Annotated in this window: 24 protein-coding genes and 1 pseudogene; 13 read left to right on the top strand and 12 right to left on the bottom strand. The window is 71.9% G+C overall.

What is annotated here, in order from left to right:
- Positions 1–26: 26 nt before the first annotated feature.
- From K6U06_RS09780 to K6U06_RS09745, 8 genes are all read right to left on the bottom strand, one after another.
- Positions 27–893, bottom strand: a complete 867-nt coding sequence (locus tag K6U06_RS09780) for a tRNA (adenine-N1)-methyltransferase (RefSeq protein WP_262321745.1) — start codon at positions 891–893, stop codon at positions 27–29.
- Positions 890–1,828, bottom strand: a complete 939-nt coding sequence (locus K6U06_RS09775; protein ID WP_262321744.1) for an adenine nucleotide alpha hydrolase family protein — start codon at positions 1,826–1,828, stop codon at positions 890–892. Before K6U06_RS09775 ends, K6U06_RS09780 begins: the two co-directional genes overlap by 4 nt.
- Before the next feature lie 13 nt (positions 1,829–1,841).
- Positions 1,842–2,042: a MoaD/ThiS family protein gene (locus tag K6U06_RS09770; protein ID WP_262321743.1), complete on the bottom strand. Its 201-nt coding sequence runs from the start codon at positions 2,040–2,042 to the stop codon at positions 1,842–1,844.
- A 69-nt stretch (positions 2,043–2,111) separates the two neighbouring features.
- Positions 2,112–2,327 (bottom strand): hypothetical protein, encoded by a 216-nt coding sequence (locus tag K6U06_RS09765; protein ID WP_262321742.1) that lies wholly within the window; start codon positions 2,325–2,327, stop codon positions 2,112–2,114.
- The gene (locus K6U06_RS09760; protein WP_262321741.1) at positions 2,324–2,566 is read right to left on the bottom strand and encodes a hypothetical protein; all 243 of its coding nucleotides are present in this window, start codon (positions 2,564–2,566) and stop codon (positions 2,324–2,326) included. Before K6U06_RS09760 ends, K6U06_RS09765 begins: the two co-directional genes overlap by 4 nt.
- Positions 2,563–2,853, bottom strand: a complete 291-nt coding sequence (locus K6U06_RS09755; protein ID WP_262321740.1) for a hypothetical protein — start codon at positions 2,851–2,853, stop codon at positions 2,563–2,565. The genes K6U06_RS09760 and K6U06_RS09755 overlap by 4 nt, the downstream gene beginning before the upstream one ends.
- 89 nt (positions 2,854–2,942) lie before the next feature.
- On the bottom strand, positions 2,943–3,587 hold the full coding sequence (locus K6U06_RS09750; protein WP_262321739.1) for an LON peptidase substrate-binding domain-containing protein: 645 nt from the start codon (positions 3,585–3,587) through the stop codon (positions 2,943–2,945).
- The gene (locus K6U06_RS09745) at positions 3,584–5,008 is read right to left on the bottom strand and encodes a D-alanyl-D-alanine carboxypeptidase/D-alanyl-D-alanine-endopeptidase (protein ID WP_262321738.1); all 1,425 of its coding nucleotides are present in this window, start codon (positions 5,006–5,008) and stop codon (positions 3,584–3,586) included. Before K6U06_RS09745 ends, K6U06_RS09750 begins: the two co-directional genes overlap by 4 nt.
- 147 nt (positions 5,009–5,155) lie before the next feature.
- Here K6U06_RS09745 and K6U06_RS09740 point away from each other — a divergent pair, with 147 nt between their 5' ends.
- From K6U06_RS09740 to K6U06_RS09710, 7 genes are all read left to right on the top strand, one after another.
- The gene (locus K6U06_RS09740) at positions 5,156–5,914 is read left to right on the top strand and encodes a fatty acid desaturase (protein ID WP_262321737.1); all 759 of its coding nucleotides are present in this window, start codon (positions 5,156–5,158) and stop codon (positions 5,912–5,914) included.
- 47 nt (positions 5,915–5,961) lie between these two features.
- A complete protein-coding gene (locus tag K6U06_RS09735; RefSeq protein WP_262321736.1) occupies positions 5,962–6,354 on the top strand; it encodes a hypothetical protein in 393 nt (130 codons plus the stop codon).
- Between the two features lie 58 nt (positions 6,355–6,412).
- On the top strand, positions 6,413–7,591 hold the full coding sequence (locus K6U06_RS09730; protein WP_262321735.1) for an FIST N-terminal domain-containing protein: 1,179 nt from the start codon (positions 6,413–6,415) through the stop codon (positions 7,589–7,591).
- Positions 7,592–7,641: 50 nt separating this feature from the next.
- On the top strand, positions 7,642–9,669 hold the full coding sequence (gene tkt / locus K6U06_RS09725; protein ID WP_262321734.1) for a transketolase: 2,028 nt from the start codon (positions 7,642–7,644) through the stop codon (positions 9,667–9,669).
- A gap of 8 nt (positions 9,670–9,677) precedes the next feature.
- Complete coding sequence (gene tal / locus K6U06_RS09720) at positions 9,678–10,790, top strand: transaldolase (protein ID WP_262321733.1); 1,113 nt, start codon at positions 9,678–9,680, stop codon at positions 10,788–10,790.
- A 70-nt stretch (positions 10,791–10,860) separates the two neighbouring features.
- Positions 10,861–11,526, top strand: coding sequence for a 6-phosphogluconolactonase (pgl, locus tag K6U06_RS09715; protein WP_262321732.1), 666 nt, complete (start codon positions 10,861–10,863; stop codon positions 11,524–11,526).
- 62 nt (positions 11,527–11,588) lie between these two features.
- Positions 11,589–12,611, top strand: a complete 1,023-nt coding sequence (locus tag K6U06_RS09710; RefSeq protein WP_262321731.1) for an LOG family protein — start codon at positions 11,589–11,591, stop codon at positions 12,609–12,611.
- 7 nt (positions 12,612–12,618) lie between these two features.
- Here the strand turns inward: K6U06_RS09710 and K6U06_RS09705 are convergent, their stop codons facing one another.
- Both K6U06_RS09705 and K6U06_RS09700 read right to left on the bottom strand, forming a co-directional pair.
- The gene (locus K6U06_RS09705) at positions 12,619–12,819 is read right to left on the bottom strand and encodes a hypothetical protein (protein WP_262321730.1); all 201 of its coding nucleotides are present in this window, start codon (positions 12,817–12,819) and stop codon (positions 12,619–12,621) included.
- Between the two features lie 45 nt (positions 12,820–12,864).
- Entirely contained in the window at positions 12,865–14,358 is a 1,494-nt protein-coding gene (locus tag K6U06_RS09700; protein ID WP_262321729.1) for an alpha/beta hydrolase, read from the bottom strand.
- Between the two features lie 66 nt (positions 14,359–14,424).
- Between K6U06_RS09700 and K6U06_RS09695 the strand changes: the two genes are divergently transcribed.
- Together K6U06_RS09695 and K6U06_RS09690 are read left to right on the top strand one after the other, a co-directional pair.
- A complete protein-coding gene (locus tag K6U06_RS09695) occupies positions 14,425–15,837 on the top strand; it encodes a dipeptidase (RefSeq protein WP_262321728.1) in 1,413 nt (470 codons plus the stop codon).
- The gene (locus K6U06_RS09690; protein ID WP_262321727.1) at positions 15,837–16,655 is read left to right on the top strand and encodes a hypothetical protein; all 819 of its coding nucleotides are present in this window, start codon (positions 15,837–15,839) and stop codon (positions 16,653–16,655) included. The genes K6U06_RS09695 and K6U06_RS09690 overlap by 1 nt, the downstream gene beginning before the upstream one ends.
- Positions 16,656–16,758: 103 nt before the next feature.
- On the opposite strand, the gene K6U06_RS09685 is transcribed toward K6U06_RS09690, so the two are convergent.
- Positions 16,759–17,097: a hypothetical protein gene (locus K6U06_RS09685; RefSeq protein ID WP_262321726.1), complete on the bottom strand. Its 339-nt coding sequence runs from the start codon at positions 17,095–17,097 to the stop codon at positions 16,759–16,761.
- On the opposite strand from K6U06_RS09685, the gene K6U06_RS09680 reads away from it, so the two are divergent.
- Positions 17,096–17,332, top strand: a complete 237-nt coding sequence (locus K6U06_RS09680; RefSeq protein ID WP_262321725.1) for a hypothetical protein — start codon at positions 17,096–17,098, stop codon at positions 17,330–17,332. The two genes, K6U06_RS09685 and K6U06_RS09680, sit on opposite strands and share 2 nt — an antisense overlap.
- A 10-nt stretch (positions 17,333–17,342) precedes the next feature.
- Positions 17,343–18,953, top strand: coding sequence for an alpha-amylase family glycosyl hydrolase (locus tag K6U06_RS09675; RefSeq protein ID WP_262321724.1), 1,611 nt, complete (start codon positions 17,343–17,345; stop codon positions 18,951–18,953).
- A 79-nt stretch (positions 18,954–19,032) separates the two neighbouring features.
- Here the strand turns inward: K6U06_RS09675 and K6U06_RS09670 are convergent, their stop codons facing one another.
- Positions 19,033–19,611 (bottom strand): adenylate kinase, encoded by a 579-nt coding sequence (locus tag K6U06_RS09670; RefSeq protein WP_262321723.1) that lies wholly within the window; start codon positions 19,609–19,611, stop codon positions 19,033–19,035.
- Between the two features lie 155 nt (positions 19,612–19,766).
- Here K6U06_RS09670 and K6U06_RS09665 point away from each other — a divergent pair, with 155 nt between their 5' ends.
- Both K6U06_RS09665 and K6U06_RS09660 read left to right on the top strand, forming a co-directional pair.
- Complete coding sequence (locus tag K6U06_RS09665) at positions 19,767–20,303, top strand: GNAT family N-acetyltransferase (RefSeq protein WP_262321722.1); 537 nt, start codon at positions 19,767–19,769, stop codon at positions 20,301–20,303.
- A 5-nt stretch (positions 20,304–20,308) separates the two neighbouring features.
- Positions 20,309–21,066 (top strand): annotated as a pseudogene (locus tag K6U06_RS09660) (sulfite exporter TauE/SafE family protein).
- The last annotated feature ends 131 nt before the right edge of the window (positions 21,067–21,197 follow it).

Genomic DNA, 21,197 nt, shown 5'->3' with positions numbered 1-21,197 from the left:
GCCGGCCACCGGGATGTCCCAGCAGTTCATGAAAGGGCGGGGTCCGGGACGATGTCGGCGCCGACCGGTTCGGGCTCCTCGACCTCGCCGGCGGGCGCTGGCGGCTGGGGAGGCGCATCGCCGAGATCGAGGAGGCGGGCGGAGGTCAAAAAGCCGGTGTGGGCCACCATCCGGTGATCGGGGCGCACCGACTGCCCGTCGATGTGCCAGCTCCGCTGCAGGATCTCGACTGTCTCGGCCATGCCGAAGCCGGCCCGGTCGAGCTCGGCGCGAAGCGTTGCCACCTGCAGGATCGTCGGCAGGTAGGCGACGAAGATCCCGCCGGGGCGCAGCGACGTCCGGGCGTGGCTCACCAGCTGCCACGGCTCTGGAAGGTCGAGCACGAAGCGGTCAATGTCCCGGGCGTCGACGCCGGCGTAGGAATCCCGGACCTCCACGTGGTACCGGTCCAGGGCGGAGGCGCCGAGGAAGCCGGCGACGTTGGCCTGGGCCCTCGCCGCGAAGTCCTCGCGGACCTCGTAGCCGGTGATGTCAGCCCCGGCCCGCAGCAACGCCATCGACAGCGCCCCCGAACCGAGGCCGGACTCGAAGATCCGGGCGCCGGGAAACACGTCGGCCATGATCAGCAGGGGGCCCAGGTCCTTCGGGTAGATGACCTGTGCGCCGCGGGGCATCTTCAACACCACCTCTGCCAGAGTGGGGCGAACCGCGATGTAGCGGGCGCCGCGCCGGGAGCGGACGGTGATGCCCTCGTCCTTGCCGATCAGCTGGTCGTGCTCGATGGGCCCGGCATGGGTGTGGAACTCGCCTCCCTCCGCCAGCGCGACCAGGTACCGGCGGCCTTTGCTGTCGAAGAGCAGCGCCCGCTCACCGACGGTGAAGGGGCGGCTCACCCTGAGGTCCTGTCGGCGGCGCCGCTGAGCTTTCCACGGGTCGCCTTGGCGACCAGGGCGCAGAAGGCGCAGAGGTCCGCCACGGTCGGCGAGCCGCACTCGGGGCAGGGGTGCAGGTCCCGGCGCTCTTCTTCGGCGACACCCGCGACGAGCGGCGCGATCCGTTCGAGGAACCCGAAGTAAAACGCCGCCTTGCTCCCCGGCGAGCGGACCTCGATGTCGTTGAGCGCGGCCTTGTAGCCGAGGTGGCGGTTACCGGCCGACTGGGGGCACTCCTCGACCTGGTAGTCGATGCCCTTGATCACGCAGTACGCGGCGGTCTCGCGCTCGCTCAGGCGGACCAGCGGCTTGACTTTGCGGGCGAAGCCGTCGGTGCCGGGCAGTACCGGCAGCTGGCGGCCCAGGTAGGCGGTGTCCCAACGCAAGACGTTGCCGAACAGCACCGCGGCTTCGTCGTCGAGGTTGTGCCCGGTCGCCACGGCGTCGTAGCCGCCGTCGCGTGCCGCCTTGTTGAACAGGTGCCGCTTGGACAGCCCGCACGCCGAGCACGGCGCCCGGCGAGCGGCCGCCGCGCCGGTCGGGATGTCGAAGCCGAACTCGGCGGGGATGTCGACCTCGACGAGTGTCGCTCCCCGATCGGCCGCGAACGACCGGACGTAGCCGATCGACGAGCCGCTGTAGTCCCCGATGCCGAGACCCAGGTACAAGCCGTCGGCCTGGTATCCGAGGTCCATCAGCATGTCCCACAACGCGAGGGAGTCCTTCCCGCCGGACACCGCGACGAGGACCCGGTCGCTGCGACTCATCATGTCGAACGCGGCGATGGAACGAACCACCTGCTCTTGGCAGTGGCGCACGAAGCAGTCGGCGCAGAACGCCGCGTTGTGACGCGGGATGTCGATGACCGCCGGCTGGCGGCAGGCCTTGCACTTCACTCGCTCACCCCTCTCATCGGGCCCCCCCGGAGATCACCGGGCGGACCTCGACGGTGGCGTCGGCGGGCAGGGTGGCGTCGCCGGTCACGAGGGTGCCGTCAACTATGACCAGCACCGCCTCGCGGTTGAGGTCCAACTCGGCGAGCAGCGCATTGACGCGACGAGGTCCGGACATGTCCAGCTCGCGACGCGGGTTTCTGAGGACGACCTTCACTGCTCCCAATTCCTGTCGTGTCGGGTCCCCGATTCTGATCGCTCGGGGCCGGGCGGTGCGGTCGGGCCGTCAGCTGCGAGGCAGGTGGGTGATGCGGAACGACTCGCCTGGAGCGAGCTTCTCGGAGAACACCACGTCCGGCTCCGCTCCGCTGACCCGGCCGAGCAGGTGGCCGAGCACCGCGACACCGCCGACCGCGATCCACGCCCGGTTGCCGTCGAGCACGCCACGCGACCACCCGGCTCGCAGCCCGTAGCGGATCGCGGCGCGAAACAGGCGTCTCACAGGCGGCGCACCTCGACCCACGTGGAGCTGCGGCGGCCCTTGCGCCGCCCGAGAGCGAACGCCAAGACCACGAGGGCCACTGCTCCCCCGACGGCCACATAGGTCATGATCGGCTTGGCCTTGGCCGTCGTGTCGTCCACCTCGCCGGCCAGCTCGCCGAGCTTGGCCCGGATGTCTCCGATCTCGACTCGACCGCCGGGCCCGCTGCCCTTGGGGGCTCCGTGCTGCGGGGGGGTCAAGGCTGGGCCTTCCCGATGCGGCTGACGGCCCCGCCGGCGACGACCAGCGCGAAGAGGACCCCGCCGGTGTAGGGCACCCAGGAGAGGTTGCCGGTCAGGTGCGGCGAGGTCTCCGTCTGGATGGCCCGCACCACCGCGAGCGCGCCGAGGATCGTGCCGAGGGAGAGCAGGATCGCTCCCGCGATCCCGAAGGCCACGAAGCGACCTAGAGCCTTGAGCGGGTCGAGGGTCTCCTGCTTGGCGTAGGCCAGCACGAGGTCCTTCAGCTCGAACGCCGTGTCCTTCATCGACGGGGTGTCCCGCTTAGAGGCGGTGGTTTGAGTCGTCGGCTCGGTGGCTGCCACGCTGCTCCCAGGGGTCGGCGGACCAGTGATCTTTATCCCCCACGAAGGCGGAGTGCAAGCACCGCGACGATGTCGGCGGTCATGTCGGTGAGCGCGTCGAGTCGGCTGGCTACGTCGGGGGCCTCCAGCAGCCGGTAGCGGTCCAGCGGTCCGACCGGGGCGAGGGCGCACAGCTGCCAGGCGGCCACCGCCGGATCGTCGGCCAGATCGAACGTCGCCGGTGTCACGTCCTCCTCCAGCTCAGCGGCCAACCCGAGAAGCCGGCGCAGTGCCGTTGCGGCGGCGGCCAGCCGCCCGTCGTCGCCGTCGTCCCAGGGTGGTTCGTCGATGTCCTCGACCACCGCCATCGGATATGGGTCGTCGGGGAGCCACTCGCGGACCACGAACCGGTTGGTGCCGACCGCGGCGGTCAACCAGCGGCCGTCGGGCAGGCGCTCCGCGTCGATCAGCCGGGCGGTGGTGCCGCGAGCGGCGCGGACGTCGCCGCCGCCCACCTCGTGGCCGCGCTCGATCATCACCACCCCGAACTCCGGTTCGATCAGCGGGGTCCCGAGCTCGGCGCCGGTCAGGTCGTCCATCAATGCCCGGTACCGGGGCTCGAACACGTGGAGCGGGAGGACGGCGCCTGGGACCAGCACGGTGCCGAGGGGGAACATCGGCAGCCGGCGCTCGGTCACGTTTGCGGATCCAGCGTGGACACCGCGGGGACCACCGGGTAGCCGGCGAGCGCGACGCCCACCCGGTTTCCGAGGTCGATACCGGTGCTCACCGGAACTCCGTTCATGATCAATGAGAACACAACCGGCGCCCGTAGCTGCAGTGTCGGCGCCGGGGCGGTGGTCGACGCCAGCACGAACCCGCTGAGGGCCGACACGTCGTCGAGGGTGCCGGTCTTGGCCAGGACCCGCCCGACAGCGGGGGTGCCACGCATGCGGTAGCTGAGCGTGCCGGTCTTGCCCGCCACCGGCAGCTCGGAGATCAGCGCGCTCCCCGTCCCGGCCCGGTCCAGAGCCGCGACCACCAACGCGCACGTAGCCCGGTCCCCCCGGTCCAGCCCCGAGCCGTCCACCGCCACCAGCCCCGCGACCGGCAGCCCGTCCGCGGTCAGGTCAGCCTTGATGACCGCGGTCCCCGCGGCGGTCGTGCCGCCGCCGCCGGCCACCTTGCCGAGCTCCTTGGTGACCAGCTCTGCCGCGGTGTCGTCGCTCGGCGTCAGGATCGCGTCGAGGATCTGCGACAGCGGCGCCGACTGGATGGAGGTCACCGGGACGGCCGCGGCCGGCGCGCTGCCCTGCCCGGCGGCGGGACCGTCGACCTTGACGCCGGCGGCGGCGAGCAGCGCGGTGAAGGTCTGGGCGGCCGCCTGGGCGGGCTGCGTCGCCCCGACGAAACCGGTCGGCGTCGACGCGAACCCGTCGTCGACGTTGAGGGCCGACAGCGGCCCGGCGTCGCCCTCCTCGGTGTACACCGGCTTCCACGTCGGGATCCGCCGCTGGGTGTCGTAGCGGCTCTCGTCGCCGATCACCGCGCCGGTGACCTCGGTGACGCCGGCGGCTCTGACCTGGGCGGCCAGAGCCGCCAGGGAGGTGTAGGGCGGCACCGTGTCGCGCAGAGTCGCTTCGTATTGAGGGGTGCGCAGCACCGGGTCTCCGCTGCCGATCAAGTAGAGGTTCCCGGTGACCACCCCGCCCGCCGGCGCCCGGTCCGCTTTCACCGCCGTGGTGTAGCGATAGCCGGGACCCAGCTTGTCCAAAGCCGCGGTGGCGGTGAGGATCTTCATGTTGGAGGCCGGGATGACCGGCGTCGTGGCGTTGCGGGCGGTCAGCACCCGTCCGCCCTGTTCCACCAGCAGGCATGCGGTGGCCGGCCCGAGCGCCGCTGGCGTGACGATCCCGGCGAGGGTCGCCGCGACCCGCTGACCGGCCAGGGTGGACTCGATCCAGCCCGGCACCCGACGGACCGAGAGGAGCGGGGTTGGCATGCTGGCCCCTGCCGCCGGGGTGGTCGGTGCCGCGGCCGTCGCGCCCGGCACCGCGGCGGCGCCCGCCATCACCGCGAGCCCCGCGGCGACCTGGAGCAGGCGCCCTCTACGACTCACCGCACCCGCCCGTCCGTGGCCCGCACCCGTGGGAGGCTAGGGCAGCGTCTCATGCCGCGGGGACACCGCCCCCGGCGGGGGCGCTGCCGGAGTGGACCGGTGCGGATACCGGGCGGGTAGCAGCGGCACGTCCGCTAGGTTGAACCGGTGCCCGGGATACTCCTTGCTGTGATCGTCGGCTTGGCCGTTTGCCAGGTCGCCATCTTCCTGACGACCATCTACTTGCACCGGACGGTGTCCCACAAGGCGATCACCATGCGGCCCGGTTTGCAGTTCGCGTGCCGGCTGGTGTTGTGGCTGACCACCGGCATCAAGCCCCGCCAGTGGGCGGCGGTGCACCGGCGTCACCACGCGTTCGTGGACGTGGAGGGCGATCCCCACTCCCCGATCATCGAGGGTTTCTGGCAGGTGCAGCTGGGCAACGTGCTGCTGTACCGCAAGGCGGCCGCCGACCGGGCCGCGGTCGACCGTTACGCCAAGGACCTGGTCCCCGACCGTTGGGACAAGGTGTTCGATCACGGGCTGATCGGTCTGGCCGTGGGAATCGGCATCCTCTTCCTTCCGTTGTGGGGCAACTGGAAGTTGGTGGCGCTCGCCGCCGGTGTCCACGTGGTCAGCTACCTGCTGCTCAACTCCGCCGTCAACGCGGTGGGCCACACGTTCGGCCGCCGGCCCTTCAACGGAAACGCCGCGAACAGCCAGTGGCTGGCGTGGCTGACCGCCGGCGAGGGCCTGCACTCCAACCATCACGCGGCGCCTACATCGGCGCGGCTGTCGTTCCATCGCCGGGAGCTGGACCCGGGGTGGTGGTTTATCGCCGCCGCCAAGAAGCTGCGGTGGCTGACCGTTCGTCACACCGAACCTCGGGTCTCGTCCCGGGCCCGGCGCACCCCCGAACTGGTCTGATCAGGAGAGGGCGAAGGCCCGAGCGGCGCCGGTAGCCTGACCGCCTCATGGACATCGTCTCCGCCCTCTTCGCCGAGAACATCGAGCTGCGCCCGGTCCCCGGTCCCTCCACCAGGATCGACTTGAGCGGGATCATGTTCTCCATGCCGGCGCCGGCGCCGCCCCCGGTGACAGTCGCCCCCCACCTGATCGTGCTGGTGCGCTGCCGGCCCGACGAGGACGGCCAGGGCATCCTGGAGGTGGTGTTCACAGACGAGGCAGGCGAGCAGGTCGCCCGCAACGTCTCTCCCTTCACTGTGGAGCCCGGCAAGTTCACCTACCGACTGGTTCGGGGGGAGCTGGAGTTCCCCTCGCTCGGGACCATCGAGGCCAACTGCCGGTTGCTCCCCGACGGCGCCGTCACCGTCGTGCCCCTCACCCTTCTCCCGCCGGTGTCGTGAGGCTGCCGTGAGCCGCACGCCCAGCGGATGACGATCATCGTATGACGGCCGCCGGCGCATGACCTTCGCCGCGCCCGGCGGGGCCGGGTTCGCGTCGGCCGTGTCCGCTCATCCCGTGACCGCCCACGCCACCGGCGAGGTGGTCGGCGAGATCCTGGAGCGGCTCGGGACCCACCCCGACCTGGCGGTGGTGTTCGTGACCGGCGGCCACGCCGGCGCCTTGGAGGACGTTGGGCGCACGGTCCGGACCCTCCTGTCGCCGTCGGTCCTGTTGGGGGTGGCGTCGAGCGGGGTGATCGGCCCGGAAGGCGACGTCGGCACCGGCCCGGGGATATCGCTGTGGTGCGGTCTGGTCGGACCGGTCGTCCCGGTGCTCCTCGACGGCCGGACGGTGCTGAACCGACCTCCGTTCGCCGCCACCGCCGCAGTGGTGCTCGCCGACGCGACCAGCCCGCCGCCCGCGGCGTGGGGTCGGGCGCTTGGACCGGTGGCGGCGGCCGCGCCGCTCGGCGCCCCCCTGGCCCTGGCCGGCGGCACGGCCACCCGACGGGGGCTGCTAGTGCAAGACCGGGTGGTCTCGGGGTCCGCTGTCGGCGCCGTGATCGGCCCGGCGGTACGGGTCCGGGTCATCGCCTCGGAGGGCGCCCGACCCTTCGGCGAGCCGCTGGTCGTCACCCGCGCCGAACGCGACATCGTCTATGAGCTCGACGGGCGCCCGGCCCTGGAGCGGCTCATGGACCTCGTCGTAGACCGGATGCCCGCCGACGACGTCAGGCTGGTCAACGGAGGGCTGCGGCTGGCCACCGTCGCCACCGGTGCTGCCGACCCCCTCACCGATGGCCCGGACGGCGCCGGCGGCCTGCCGGCGCTGGTGGTGCGGGGCGCGGACCGTACCAACGGCGCCATCGCGCTCGACGGTGCCGTCCCCGCCGACACGCTGGTCCGCTTCCAGGTGCGCGACCCGCGCACCGCGTCGGAGGCCTTCGAGCGGGCCCTGGCCGCGGCGGACCCCGACGGCCCGGAAGGGGCGCTGCTGTTCAGGTCCGAGCGGAGGGACCCGGCCTGGTTCGGCCCGCTCCCCGCCGACGCGGCGACCGCCGCGGACGTCCTGCCTGGCGCAGCACTGGCCGGCTGCTCGACCGATGTGCAGGTCGGCCCGGAGCTCCCGGGTGATCGTCAGGCCCGGGACCGGGCCACGCTGATGGTGTTCGAGCCGGGCGGACCCCCCGGGCTGTGACCGCTCAGGGGCGTGCGAGAGTGACGCAGGCCCACGGGTAGGGTTGGCCCATGGCCTCAACGACGACAGGGCAGAGCCCCGAGCTCGAGCAGCTAGGGATCAACGTCATCCGGGGGTTGGCGATGGACGCCCCCCAGAAGGCCAACTCCGGGCATCCAGGCACCGCAATGGCTCTGGCTCCCCTGGCCCACGTCCTGTTCACCAGGATCATGGACTACGACCCCACGGACCCGGACTGGCCCGACCGGGACCGGTTCATCCTCTCCCCCGGCCACGCGTGCATCCTCTTGTACTCGATGCTGTACCTGACCGGCTACGGCATGGAGCTGGAGGACCTGAAGGAGTTCCGGCAGTGGGGCAGCCGAACCCCCGGCCATCCCGAGGTCCATCACTTCCCGGGCATCGAGGTCACGACCGGCCCCCTCGGCCAGGGCTTCGGCCAAGGCGTCGGGATGGGCATCGCGGAGCGGATCTTGCGCTCCGAGTTCGGGCCCGACCTGGTCGACCACCACACGTTCGTCGTCTGCGGCGACGGCGACCTCATGGAGGGCGTAAGCCACGAGGCGGCGTCGCTGGCCGGGCACCTCGGGCTCGGCCGGCTCATCTACATCTACGACGACAACCACATCACCATCGACGGGCCGACGGAGATCACCCTCGACGACGACCCGGCGAAGCGCTTCGAGGCCTACGGCTGGCACGTCGAGGACCTCGGCGAGGTCGCCAACGACCTCGACGCGCTCGAGTCCGGGATCCGTCGGGCGATGGCCGTCGAGGACAAGCCGTCGTTTTTGATTCTGCGCAGCCACATCGGGTACCCGTCGCCGAAGATGACCGACAGCCCCAAGGCCCACGGCGACCCCTTCGGTGACGAGGAGGTCGCCGCCACCAAGGCGGTGATGGGCCTGCCGACCGACGAGACGTTCTGGGTCCCCGAGGACGTGCTGCAGATGTACCGCCAGGCCGGTGCCCGCGGCAAGGCCGCCCGCGACGAGTGGCAGAAGCGGACCGACAGCCGGTCGGGCGACAAGCAACGCTGGGACGCCCTCTGGGGCAACCGCGGCGTCGAGGGCTGGCAGGCCAAGCTGCCCACCTGGAAGGCCGGCGACGACGCCATCGCCACCCGCAAGTCGATCAACGTCGCCCTCAACGCGATCGCAGCCGACGTGCCCGGGCTGAGCTCGGGCGGAGCGGACCTGACCGGCAACACCGGCACCAAGCTCGACGGCGTGGCCCAGCAGAGCAAGGAGCACCCGGAGGGCCGCCAGATCGCCTACGGCGTCAGGGAGCACGGGATGGGGGCGGTCATGAACGGGCTCAGCCTCCACGGCGGGGTGATCCCGATCGGCGGCACGTTCTTCACCTTCAGCGACTACATGCGCGGCGCGGTGCGCATCGCCGCGCTGTCCGAGGCCAAGGTCATCTACTTCTGGACTCACGACTCGGTCGGTCTCGGACAGGACGGCCCGACCCACCAGCCGGTGGAGCAGCTGGCGTCGTTCCGGGCGATGCCCGGCCTGCGTCTCATCCGCCCCGCCGACGCCAACGAGTCGGCCCACGCGCTGCGCATCGCCATCGAGCGCAACGGTCCGACGGCCCTCATCTTGAGCCGCCAGAACCTCCCGGTTCTCGAAGGCACCGCCGATCTGGCCGCCGAAGGCGTGGAGCGCGGCGCCTACGTGCTGGTGGAGGGCCGCGAGGACCCCGACGTGGTGCTGATCGGGACTGGCAGCGAGGTATCAGTGTGCGTGGAGGCGGCGTCGATCCTCGCCGAGGAGGGCGTCACCGCACGGGTCGTGTCGATGCCGAGCTGGGACCTCTTCGACGAGCAGGACGAGGACTATCAGGACCTGGTGCTCGGCCCCGGCGCCCCGGTCCTGTCGGTCGAGGCCGCGTCCTCCTTCGGCTGGGCCCGGTGGGCGGACGACTCGGTGGCGATCGACCACTTCGGTGCGTCCGCGCCCGGCGCGACGGTGTTGCGAGAGTTCGGCTTCACCGGCGAGCACGTGGCGGAGCGGGCCCAGGCCCTCCTCGACGACCTCGACAGCGATGTCTACGACGATTCCGACGATTCCTAGGAGAAGGCATGAGTGAGACGAACCTGCAGCGGCTCTACAACGAGCAGGGCCAGAGCGCCTGGATCGACAACCTCAACCGCCCGAGCGTCCTCGGTGGGGGCCTGGCCGAGTTGGTCGCGTCGGGGATCCGGGGGGTGACGTCCAACCCGACCATCTTCGAGAAGGCGATGACCGGCTCGGACGCCTACGACGACCAGTTCAAGGACCTGGTCGGCAAGGGCCCGGTCGACGACGCCTTTTGGACCATGGCCGTCGATGACGTCACCGGCGCCTGCGGAGTGCTGCGCCCGGTCTATGACGACAGCGACGGCGCCGACGGCTTCGTCAGCTTGGAGGTGGCGCCGGCTCTGGCGACCAACACCGAGGGGACGATCAGCGCGGCGCGCGACCTGCACCAGCGGATCGACCTGCCGAACCTGATGGTCAAGATCCCTGCCACCGCCGAAGGCGTGCCGGCGATCAAAGCGATGATCGCCGAGGGACGCAACATCAACGTGACCCTCATCTTCAGCTTGCCCCGCTACGGCGACGTCATGGAGGCCTACATCGCCGGTCTCGAGGAGTTCGACGCGGCGGGCGGCGACCTGTCGAAGGTGCACAGCGTGGCTTCGTTCTTCGTCAGCCGGGTGGACACCGAAGTCGACCGTCGGCTGGAGGCGATCGGCACCGACGAGGCCGTGGCCTTGCGGGGCAAGGCCGCGGTGGCGCAGGCCCGCAGGGCGTACGCGCTGTTCAAGGAGCACTTCAGCGGCCCTCGCTGGGAGGCGCTGGCCGCCAAGGGCGCCAACCCGCAGCGCCCGCTGTGGGCTTCGACGTCCACGAAGAACAAGGCCTACCCGGACCTGCTGTACGTCGACAGCCTCATCGGCCCCCACACCGTCAACACCATGCCCGACGCCACCGTCGAGGCTTTCCTCGACCACGGCACCGTCGCTCGCACGGTGGACTCCGACCCCGACGGCGCTCAGGCCCACCTCGACGCGCTGGCGTCGGCGGGTGTCGACCTCGCCGACGTGGCCAAGACGCTCGAGGACGAGGGCGTCGCTTCGTTCTCCAAGAGCTTCGACGAGCTGATCCAGTCCCTGACCGACAAGGCCACCGCGTTGGCCTCCGGCAAGTAGCCGTCGTCGTCGCCGGGCCACAGGTCTCCATGGTCGACGGGCCCTCCGGAGCCCCCGTAAGGTGCGTGCGGTGAACGGAGAACTCATCGTCGTGGACGACCTGCCCGGGGCGTTCGCCGACCGGGTCATCGGAGCGTTCCAGCAGCGCCCCGAAGAATTGTTCTGCCTGGCGCTGTCGGGTGGGAGCACGGCGCGCCCTTGCTACGAGCGTCTCGCCGCCGACAGCGAGGGCAGGGTGGACTGGCTGTCGGTCAACGTCTACTGGGGCGACGAGCGCTGCGTGCCGCCCGACAGCGAAGAGTCCAATCAACTGCTCGGGCGCCAGGCGCTGCTCGAACGCGTCGGTGCCGCCAACGCGGTGTACCCGATGAGCTGCGAGGAAGGCCCCGACTCGTACGCGCTGCGCCTCGGCGAGGTCGGCAAGCTCGACTTCATCCATCTCGGCATGGGCCCCGACGGGCACACCGCATCGCTGTTCCCCAACTCGCCGGCGCTCGACGCCGATCCCGGGCAGCTAGTCGCCCGCAACGAGGACCCCTCCGGGCGCAACAAGCATCCCCGCATGACGCTCACCTACGCCGGCCTGGCCCGGGCTCGGCTGGTCGTGTTCACCGTCGCCGGCGAGTCCAAGCGGGAAGCCCTCCAGGCGGTGATCGACGGAGCCGACCTGCCCGCGGCTCGAGTCCAAGCAGACCAGATCGTGTGGCTGGTCGACCGGGACGCGGCACCCCGTTGAGCGGCTCGGGGCCCGCCAGCGGCGTCGGTGCAGGCCGCGGCGACCCCCGGACCAGAGAGCTGATGACCGAGCTGCTCGACTCCGTGGGGGTCACCGCCAACCGCGACCAGCTCCTCGAGCTGCTCTCGACGGTGGTCCGCCTGGCCACCGACAGCTCCGACCGCTTGGACCTGAAGATCGCCGCGGCCGCGCTGCGGGAGATGGCCGACGGCTTCGAGGTCTTCGCCCCGTACCGCCACATTCGTAAGGTGACCATGTTCGGCTCGGCGAGGACCCTGCCGACCGACCCGCTCTACGCCCAGGCCCGGGACCTCGCTGCGCTGCTCGCGGCCCACGGCTGGTCGACGGTGACCGGCGCCGGTCCCGGGATCATGGCCGCCGGCCTGGAGGGTGCCGGTCCGGAGCACTCCTTCGGCATCAACATCCGCTTGCCTTTCGAGCAGACCGCCAACCAGTTCATCGCCTCCGACCCGAAGTTGGTGTCGATGAAGTACTTCTTCACCCGCAAGCTGCTGCTGATCAAAGAGTCGTGGGGTTACGCGGTACTGCCGGGAGGTTTCGGCACCCTCGACGAGGCGTTCGAGCTATTGACCTTGCTGCAAACCGGCAAGGCTGAGCCGGCGCCGGTGGTCCTGCTCGAGTTGCCCGGCGGGAGCTACTGGAAGGGCTGGAACCGCTTCGTGGACGACGAGGTGGCTGCCCGCCGCCTGATCAACCCCGTCGACCACAGCCTGTATTGCATCGCCGACAGCGTCGAGGAGGCGGCCGGGGAGATACTCGGGTTCTACCGCAACTATCACTCGCTGCGCTGGGTCGGCGACACGCTCGTGGTCCGCCTCCAGTCCCGGCCCACTGCGGAGGAGGCCCAGGCGCTGTCTGCGGAGTTCGCCGGCATGGTCGCCGGCGACATCCGGGTCCTCGACGGTCCGCTCAACGCCGAGAAGCGCGGCGAGGAGTTCCCCGACCTTCCCCGCCTGGCGATGCGCTTCGACCGGATGTCCTACGGCCGGTTGCGCCAGCTGATCGACGCCATCAACCGGCTGCCGTCGGCGCCGCCGGCGCCGGTCATCACCCCGCTCGGGTAGCCCGGCGCTACTGGGCGTCGTCGGGCTCGGCCAGGATCCCGGCCGCTTTGACCACGGCCCGCCGGGCCCGGGCCAGGCGTCGCTCGTCGACTGGCAGCTCGGTCCCGCCGGCGTCTATCGACTCCCGGAGGCGGACGATGCCGAGGTCGGCGAGCTCCTCGGCGATGGCCTCCAGTCGCTGTCGGATGTCCTCGAACTCACCGGCCACGACCCCAGTATGCCCACCCGCCGGCGCTGGCCCGGAGGCGGGGGTTCACGGCGACGGGCAGCGGGTACCGGGTGCAGGCAGGCGGAGACCGACCAGGTAGGACTGGACCGCGGCGCGCACGCAGGCGCTGGCGCCGTACGCGGTGTGCCCGTCCCCCACCCGGGTCAGCAACCGGGCGTTTCCGAGCTGGGCCGCCAAACGGACCGCCCACTCGTAAGGGGTGATCGGGTCTCCGGTCGACCCGACCACCACTATCGGCGCCGATCCGGGCGCGGCCAGGGGGTGGGGGCCGGTGGTGCCAGGATCGGGCCACAGCGCGCAGACCACCTCGCCGTCGACGTTGGTGGGCCCGAAGATCGGCGCTCGTGACTGGATCGCATCCGCGTTGGTCTGTATGGCCCCCAGCGCCGGCGGGGCCCGGTCGGCGCAGTTGACCGCGGTCTCGGCTTCGGTCACCGTCGAGTAGGCACCCGTAGACGACCGCTCCATGTACGAGTCGAACAAAGCGACGATGTCGTTGCCCCGCCCGGCGGCGAGCTGCGCCAGGGCCTGCTCCAAGTCAGGCCACAGCTGCGTGCTGTAGAGCGCCTGTGCGGCTCCGTAGATGAGCTCGGCGGGGCCGGCGACCCGGCCGTTCCCGGCCGGCGCCGGGTTGGTCCTGGCTCTGGCCAGGAGGGCGAGGAACGCGGCGGTCGGGTCGGCACCGGGATGCCAGGGGCACGACGAGTCGGCGCGGCACGCGGCTGCGAACACCTTGAACTGGTCGTCGACGGCTGCCGCTTGCACGTCCAGCTCGGAGAGGGTGGGTTGGGTGGGGTCCAGCGCGCCGTCGAGGACCATCGCCCGGACCCGGGTCGGGTACAAGCTGGCGTAGGTCGCCCCCAGGAGCGTGCCGTAGGAGAAACCGAGGTAGTTGAGCGTCGGGTCCCCGACCGCGGCCCGGACCCGGTCCAGGTCTCGGGCGGCGTCGAGAGTCGAGACGTGGGCCAGCAGAGGCCCGACCGCGGCCTGGCACGCAGCCGCGAAAGACCGGGCGGAGGTGACCACCTGGGCGAAGCCGGCCGCTCCAGGGGGCGCCGGGTCCTGGTGGAGGTAGGCGGCCAGCGCGACGGGCCCCAGGCAGTCGACGGCGGTTGAGTGCCCGACGCCGGGCGGGTCGTAGCCGATGACATCGAAGTGCTGGCGGACACCGGCGCTCAGCTCGCTAACCACGCCCGGCAGCGCGTCCACCGCCGACACCCCAGGGCCGCCGGGGTTGAAGATGAGCGATCCGATCCGGGCGCCGGTAGCGGGGACCCGGTCGAGGGCCAAGGTGACCGTCGGCCCGGGAGCGCCGGAGGGAGCGGTGGTGTCCATCGGCACCGTCAGCGTCCCGCACTGCACCCCGCTCGGCCCCTCCCCGCTTCGGCAAGGCGCCCACTTCACCTGGCCGGGTGCTCCGGCGGACGGTGCCGGCGGCGGGGACCCCGACGACCCGCAGGCGCCGAGACCCACCGTCGCCACCGCTGCGGCGAGGACCGCCGCCACCTGCCGTCGCACCGGCGAGACCCTACCGGGTGGCCCATGCGAGCCGGCGACGGCCCCGCGACTCGCTACGGTGCACCAATGGCTGACCTCACCCTCGCCGCCTACGTCGACGAGCATCGCGACCGCATCGTCGAGACCCTCTTCGACTGGCTGCGCATACCGTCGATCTCCGCTGACCCCGAGCGCAAGGACGACGTCAGAGCGTCGGCGGCGTTCGCCGTCGAGCAGATGCGCGCCGCGGGCCTCGAGCACGTCCAGCTCCTCGAGACCGGCACCGCGGACGCGCCGGGCCACCCGTCGGTGTACGCCGACTGGCTCCGCGCCGGGCCGGGCGCGCCGACCGTCCTCGTCTACGGCCACCACGACGTCCAGCCGGTGGATCCCCTCGAGGACTGGGTGTCGCCCCCCTTCACGCCGGTGATCGTCGACGGGGAGTGCAAGGCGCGAGGAGCCATCGATGACAAAGGCCAGACGCTCTACCAGATCGAGGCCGCCCGGGGTCTCCTGGCCGCCGGCGGAGCCCTCCCCGTCAACCTCAAGTTTCTCGTCGAGGGCGAGGAGGAGGTCGGCAGCCCCAACTTCGAGACGCTCCTGCACACCAAGGCGGATCTGCTCGGCTGCGACGTCATCGTGGTGTCCGACACCGGGATGATCGCCCCGGACGTCCCGTCGGCCACCGTGAGCATGCGCGGGTTGGTCGCCTTCGACGTCGCCTTGCGCACCGCGGAGCGCGACCTGCACTCGGGCATGTGGGGTGGCACCGTGCCCAACGCGGCGCGTGCGGCGGCGGAGCTGGTGGCCGCGCTCCATGACGGCGCGGGGCGAGTGACCATCCCGGGCTTCTACGACAAGGTCCGGCCCCTGTCTCCCGTCGAGCAGGCATCGATGGACGCGCAGCCCTTCGACGAGGCAGAGTTCAAGGCGGCGGCCGCCGGGGTCAGCGCCCTACCCGGCGAAGACGGTTACAGCCCCCTCGAGCGCGTCGGGGTTCGCCCGACCGCGGAGGTGGTCGGCATCCACAGCGGGTACGGCGGTCCTGGGATAAAGACCATCGTCCCGGCCCTCGCCGGCTTCAAGGTGGCGCTTCGCCTGGTCCCGGACCAGGATCCCGAGTCGGTGACCGCGGCGTTCGGCGATTGGCTGCGCGGCCACCTGCCTCCCGGGGTCACCGCCACCGTCACTCCCGAGGGTGGCGTCGCCCCCGCCCTGACGCCGGTGGACCACCCGGCGATGGGCGCGTTGGCCCGGGCCATCGAGAAGGTGTGGGGCGCGCCGCCGCTCTACACCAGGGAAGGCGGCAGCGGTCCGGAAGAGGCCCTGGGCCGGGTCCTCGGGGCGCCGGTGCTGTTCCTCGGGGTCGGGCTGCCCGACGACCGGATCCACGCGCCCAACGAGCGGATGGTGATGGACCAGTTCTGGAAGGGACTGCTCGCGGCCGGGGAGCTGCTCCTCGAGCTCGGGGGCACCGGCGCCGGTGGGACGGGCCGCTGATGGCGCCGCGCCGCCCGGCCGCCGCCGGCAGGACCCCTTCGGCGCCCGGCGCGCCCGCCGCCGCGGTGACAGCTCCTGACGCTCCGTCCGACGCTCACGAGTGGGTCAGCTTCGAGGACCCCGACGAGGACCGGACCTGGGTGTTCGACGTCACCTTCTTGCTGTCGTCGTGGACCTGCATCTTCGGCGCCGGCTGCCAGGGCGTGCTCACCGGGCCGGCACCGGAGCTGGTGCAGGGCTGCTGCTCCTACGGCGCTCACTTCACCGGGGACGGCGACGTCCGGCGGGTCCGAGCCGCGGCGAGGACCCTCACCGCGGCACAGTGGCAGTTCAAGGCCAACGGCCGCCAGGGCATCATCCACACCGAGACCGACGGGACCCGGGTCACCAGGCTGGTCGACGACGCGTGCATCTTCCTCAACCGCCCGGGGTTCGAGGGGGGTCCCGGGTGCGCGCTGCACCGGGCCGCGGTGGAAACCGGCCGCCTCCCGCTCGAGCTCAAACCAGACGTGTGCTGGCAGCTGCCGCTGCGGCGGGAGGACAGCGTCGGCGCCAACGGGCACGTGACCACCACCGTCACCCAATGGGACCGCACCCACTGGGGCGACGGCGGCCAAGAGTTCCACTGGTGGTGCACCGAGGCCCCCGAGGCGTTCGTCGGCCGCCGGCCGGTGTACCTCGAGATGGGCGGCGAGCTGGTGGCCCTCGTCGGGCCCGGCGTCTACGAGATGCTCGCCGGCTACCTCCGCGGGCGGGCGTCGGGGTCTACCCCGCTGCCGCACCCCGCGCTGAAAGCCCGCCCGACGCCACCGGGATGACCCGCCGCGGTCCCCTCACGGTACCGGCCCTGCGGGCTGCTAGCTCCGAGGGTTCCTAGCTGCGAAGCGGGCGCTAGACGGGGGGGCTGCTGGGCCTTCCGGGCTACTGGGCCCGGAAGGACTCGCTCTCGCTCAGCTCCTCGTCGAGCTCCTCGGTGGCGAGGCACCAGGAGGCATGGTCCGCACCGGGCACCGCGCCGCACTCGGCGCAGGGCTCCACGAACTCTTCTGTTGAGCGCTTCAGGGCCCGTGCCTCTTCGAAACGCCGATGCCGTCCCTTTTTCACGCGGTGCTCCAAGTCCTCGAGACGTGCGGTGGACAGTGCAGTGTATCGCTGCCCGCCGTTGTGCAGGTGGCTGGCAGCACCGGGCGGAGCGGCCCACCGCACGGTCCTCCGCGCCCGCTGGGCGGCGGGGTCCCGCTGCCCTAAGGTGACCGTCATGTCTGGCGAGCTCGATGTCGACGCCATGCTCAAACGGTTCCAGGCCCGGGCCAAGGCGGTGCGCCAACGGGGCATCCCGCCCGTCGAGGGCCCGGAGCGCAAACGGTTCGTGGATCAGGCCCGGGTGGACTTCATGGACTACGCCATGATTGGCGACGCCACCGCCTCGCTCGAGGACGGGATCCTCACCCTTCGGGTCGACCTGCGACCCCGGGAGGGGTCCGAGGGCGAGTGACCCTGTCGCTGTGACCGGCGCCCAGTGGTGGCGTGACGTCGTCGCCTACCAGATCTACCCCAGGTCGTTCTGCGACACCGACGGCGACGGCGTGGGCGACTTGGAGGGGATCCGCCGGCACCTCGACCACGTGGCATGGTTGGGAGCGGGAGCGATCTGGCTGTCGCCGTTCTACCGCTCACCGATGGCCGATTTCGGCTACGACGTGGCCGACTACTGCGACGTCGACCCCCTCTTCGGGACCATCGAAGACTTCGACCGTGTGGTCCAAGAGGCCCACGCCCGGGACCTGAAGGTCCTCGTCGACTGGGTGCCCAACCACAGCAGCGACCGCCACCGGTGGTTCGTGAGCAGCCGCTCCTCGCGTCAAGACCCAAAGCGCGACTGGTATTGGTGGCGCGACGACCGTCCCGACTCCGCCGGCGGGCACGGACCTCCCGGCAGCCCCGGGCGCCTCCCCAACAACTGGCAGCAGGCGTTCACCGGGGTCGGCCAGTCCGAGCGGCCGCCGGCGTGGACGTGGGACCCCGATAGCGGACAGTGGTACCTGCACATGTTCCTGCCCGAGCAGCCCGACCTCAACTGGGCCAACCCGGAGGTGCGCGCCGCGATGGCCGACACCCTCAGGTTCTGGATGGCGCGGGGCGTGGACGGGTTTCGCGTCGACGTGGTCCAAGGGATCGGCAAGGACCCCGACCTGGCCGACATCCCAGACGCCGACCAGCCTCCGTCGGGCACCAACGACCGGCCTGAGACCCACGAGGTGATCCGCGAGCTGCGCAAGGTCGTCGACGGGTGGCCCGACCCGCCGGCGAGGATGATGGTCGGCGAGGTGTACCTGCCGACCACCGCGCAGGTCGCGACCTACTACGGCACCGACGCCAACCCCGAACTGCACCTGTCGTTCAACTTCCCGCCCCTGTTCGCGCCCTGGGACGCCGGCGCCTGGCGGGCCTGCATCGACGCGGTGGTCGCCAACCTCGACCCCATCGGCGCGTGGCCCACATGGGTGCTGTCCAACCACGACAACCGCCGCCACCGGACCCGCTATGGCAGCGAGTCCCGGGCCCGGGCGGCGGCGGTGGTGCTGCTCACCCTTCGAGGCACGCCGTTCGTCTACGCCGGCGAGGAGCTGGGCCTCGAGGACGCGGTGGTTCCCCTGGAGCGCCAGGTCGATCCTGGCGGCCGGGACGGGTGCCGTGCGCCTCTGCCATGGGACGCCACCGCCGCCCACGGTTGGTCGCCCGGACCCGAACCGTGGCTGCCCTGGCCGCCCGATGCCGGCGGGGCCCGCAACGTGGCCGCGCAGCGCGACGACCCGGCGTCGATCCTCCACCTCTACCGCCGGCTTTTGGCGGTCCGGCGGGCGTCTCCGGCGTTGACCGGAGGCGACTTCGAGTGGCTGGAGACGCCGGAAGGGGTGCTCGGATGGGTCCGCTCCGCCCGGCCCGACGACCGGCGAGTCGTGCTGGTCGACTTCTCCGGCGCCGGCGGGCCGGTCCCCCTGCCCCCCGGGCGCTGGGACGTCGAGGTCGAGACCTCCGGTGCTGGCGAGGGCCACACCGCGGAGGGCGTCATCGAGCTGGAGCCCGACGGGGCCGTGGTGCTCAGACCCAAGTAGGCGCCCTAGGCAGGGCTGACCGCCCCCGGGTCTGGCCCAGCCAAGCCCGCCGCCAAGCCCCGGCGCGGCGCCTCGCCGGTCAGCCGAGCCCGAGACCCAGCCCGAGGGAGTCGAGCAGCGCCACGATCTCGGCGGTGACCTCGTCGGGCTGGCGCTCCCCGTCGATGGTGTGGAGGATCTCGCGGCTGCGGTAGTACTCGAGCAACGGCTCGGTCTGGCTGGCGAAGACCTCCAGGCGGTGCTCGATGGTCGCCTCGGTGTCGTCGGGGCGGCCTTCTCTCGACGCCCGGGCCCGCAGGCGGCTACGCAGCTCGTCGGCGCCGACCTCCAAGTGGAGGACCGCCTGCAGGGTGACGCCGTCGAGCTCCACGGCCAACCGGTGCGCGGCTTCGGCCTGGGCCAGCGTGCGGGGGAACCCGTCGAGGACGTAGCCGCCAGCGAGCGCAGCGGTCAGCACCCGGCCGGCGATGATGTCGAGCAGCAGGTCGTCGGGCACCAAGTCGCCCCGGTCGAGGTAGTCCTTGGCCTTCTCGCCCACCGCGGTGGCGGCGGCCACCTCGGCGCGGAGGATCTCGCCGCTCGCGATGTGCTCGATGCCGTATCTGGCGGCCAGGCGGTCGGCCTGGGTGCCCTTGCCGGCGCCGGGCGCGGCCAACATCAAGAGCCGCAAAGGTCGGCCCCCCGGACGGGTCGAGCAAGGCGGCGCGAGATGGCGGGCGGCATGGCTGCGCAAGCTACCCGGCGCGGCCCTGCTCGGACGAGCCCTGCGGGAATGGCCGCCGCAACCGGGCGCGAAGCGGGGACAATCGGCGGGTGCCCGATGCCCCTCCGCCGACCAGCACCGTGATCCGCCCCGCGGTCAGCAGCGACCTCGACGCGCTCGTCGACGTGCTGTGGGCCGTCGCCGCTGAGGGCCGCTGGCTGGGTGCCGAGGTGCCCTTCGACCGAGAGGAGCGCCGCCGGCGTTTCGCTGACATGCTGTCGTCGGCGGCCGCCGAGCTGCTCGTCGCCGACGCCCAGTCGGCGGATACCGCGGACATCGTCGGGTTCATCTCCGTACAGGTGGCCGGCTACGGGGTCGCCGACATCGGCATGGCGATCTTGGAGTCGTGGCGGGGTCGGGGGACCGGCCGGGCCCTGCTCGCGTCGGCCATCGAGTGGGCGGCCCGGGCTGGCGCCCACAAGGTGGCTCTCGAAGTCTGGCCGGACAACGGGCCGGCCATCGGGCTGTACAGGAGCGCCGGGTTCGTCGAGGAGGGCCGCAAGGTGGCCCACTACCGCCGGCGCGACGGCCAGCTGTGGGACTCTTTGCTGATGGGACGGCCGCTTCGCCCTGACGGACGTCGGTAGCCCGCTTGTCGAGCCTGCATCTAGTGCTCCTCGCCGTGGCCGGCGTCGGCGGCGGCCTGTCGGGCAGCATCGCCGGACTGTCATCTCTGGTCACCTACCCGGCGCTGCTCGGCGTCGGGTTGACGCCGGTCGCGGCCAATGTCACCAACACCGTGGCGCTGGTGGCACAAAGCTCGGGGTCGGTCCTCGGCTCGCGCCCGGAGCTTGCCGGCCAGCGGCTACGGATCCGCCGGCTGGCGGCGGTGTCCATCGCCGGCGGCGCGACCGGCGGGCTGCTGCTGCTCCTCGCCCCGGCCGGGTCATTCGCTTTGGTGGTGCCGTGGCTGATCGGGGCCGCGTCGCTCGGGGTTTTGATACGACCCCGGGCGCTGGCGGAGGACCTGCCCCTCCCCCACCCCTCGACCGACAGCCGGCTCCTCGACGCCGCGACTTTCGTGGTCGCCACCTACGGCGGCTACTTCGGCGCCGCCGCGGGCGTGATGATGCTGGCCCTGCTGATGGCCGGGACCGGAGAACCGCTGCCGCGCAGCAACGCCGCCAAGAACGTCCTCCTCGGGGGGCCAACGCGGTGGCCGCGGTGGCGTTCGTGGCGTTCGGCCCGGTCCATTGGGAAGCCGTGGTGCCCTTGGCGGCCGGCCTGTTCGCCGGCGGCTGGATGGGGCCTCGGGTGGTCCGCCGAGTGTCCCCCGGCCCGCTCCGGCTGCTGATCGCCCTGGCCGGGATCGGGCTGGCGGTGCACCTCGGGCTCGACGCCTACACCTGAGCGACCGGAACACCGACATCCCCCGCCGTCAGGGCGGCAGCCACCGACGTCACGCCGTCAGGGTCGCGGCCGCCCACGTCCCCGCACCCTGACCGCGGCCGCGGCCGCGGCCACGGCCGGGACGTTGCGGG

This window comes from Acidiferrimicrobium sp. IK (assembly GCF_025499425.1).
GTDB lineage: Bacteria > Actinomycetota > Acidimicrobiia > Acidimicrobiales > Palsa-688 > Acidiferrimicrobium.
The sequence above is the reverse complement of the archived record's forward strand: the minus strand, read 5'-3'. Positions and strand labels throughout refer to the sequence as shown.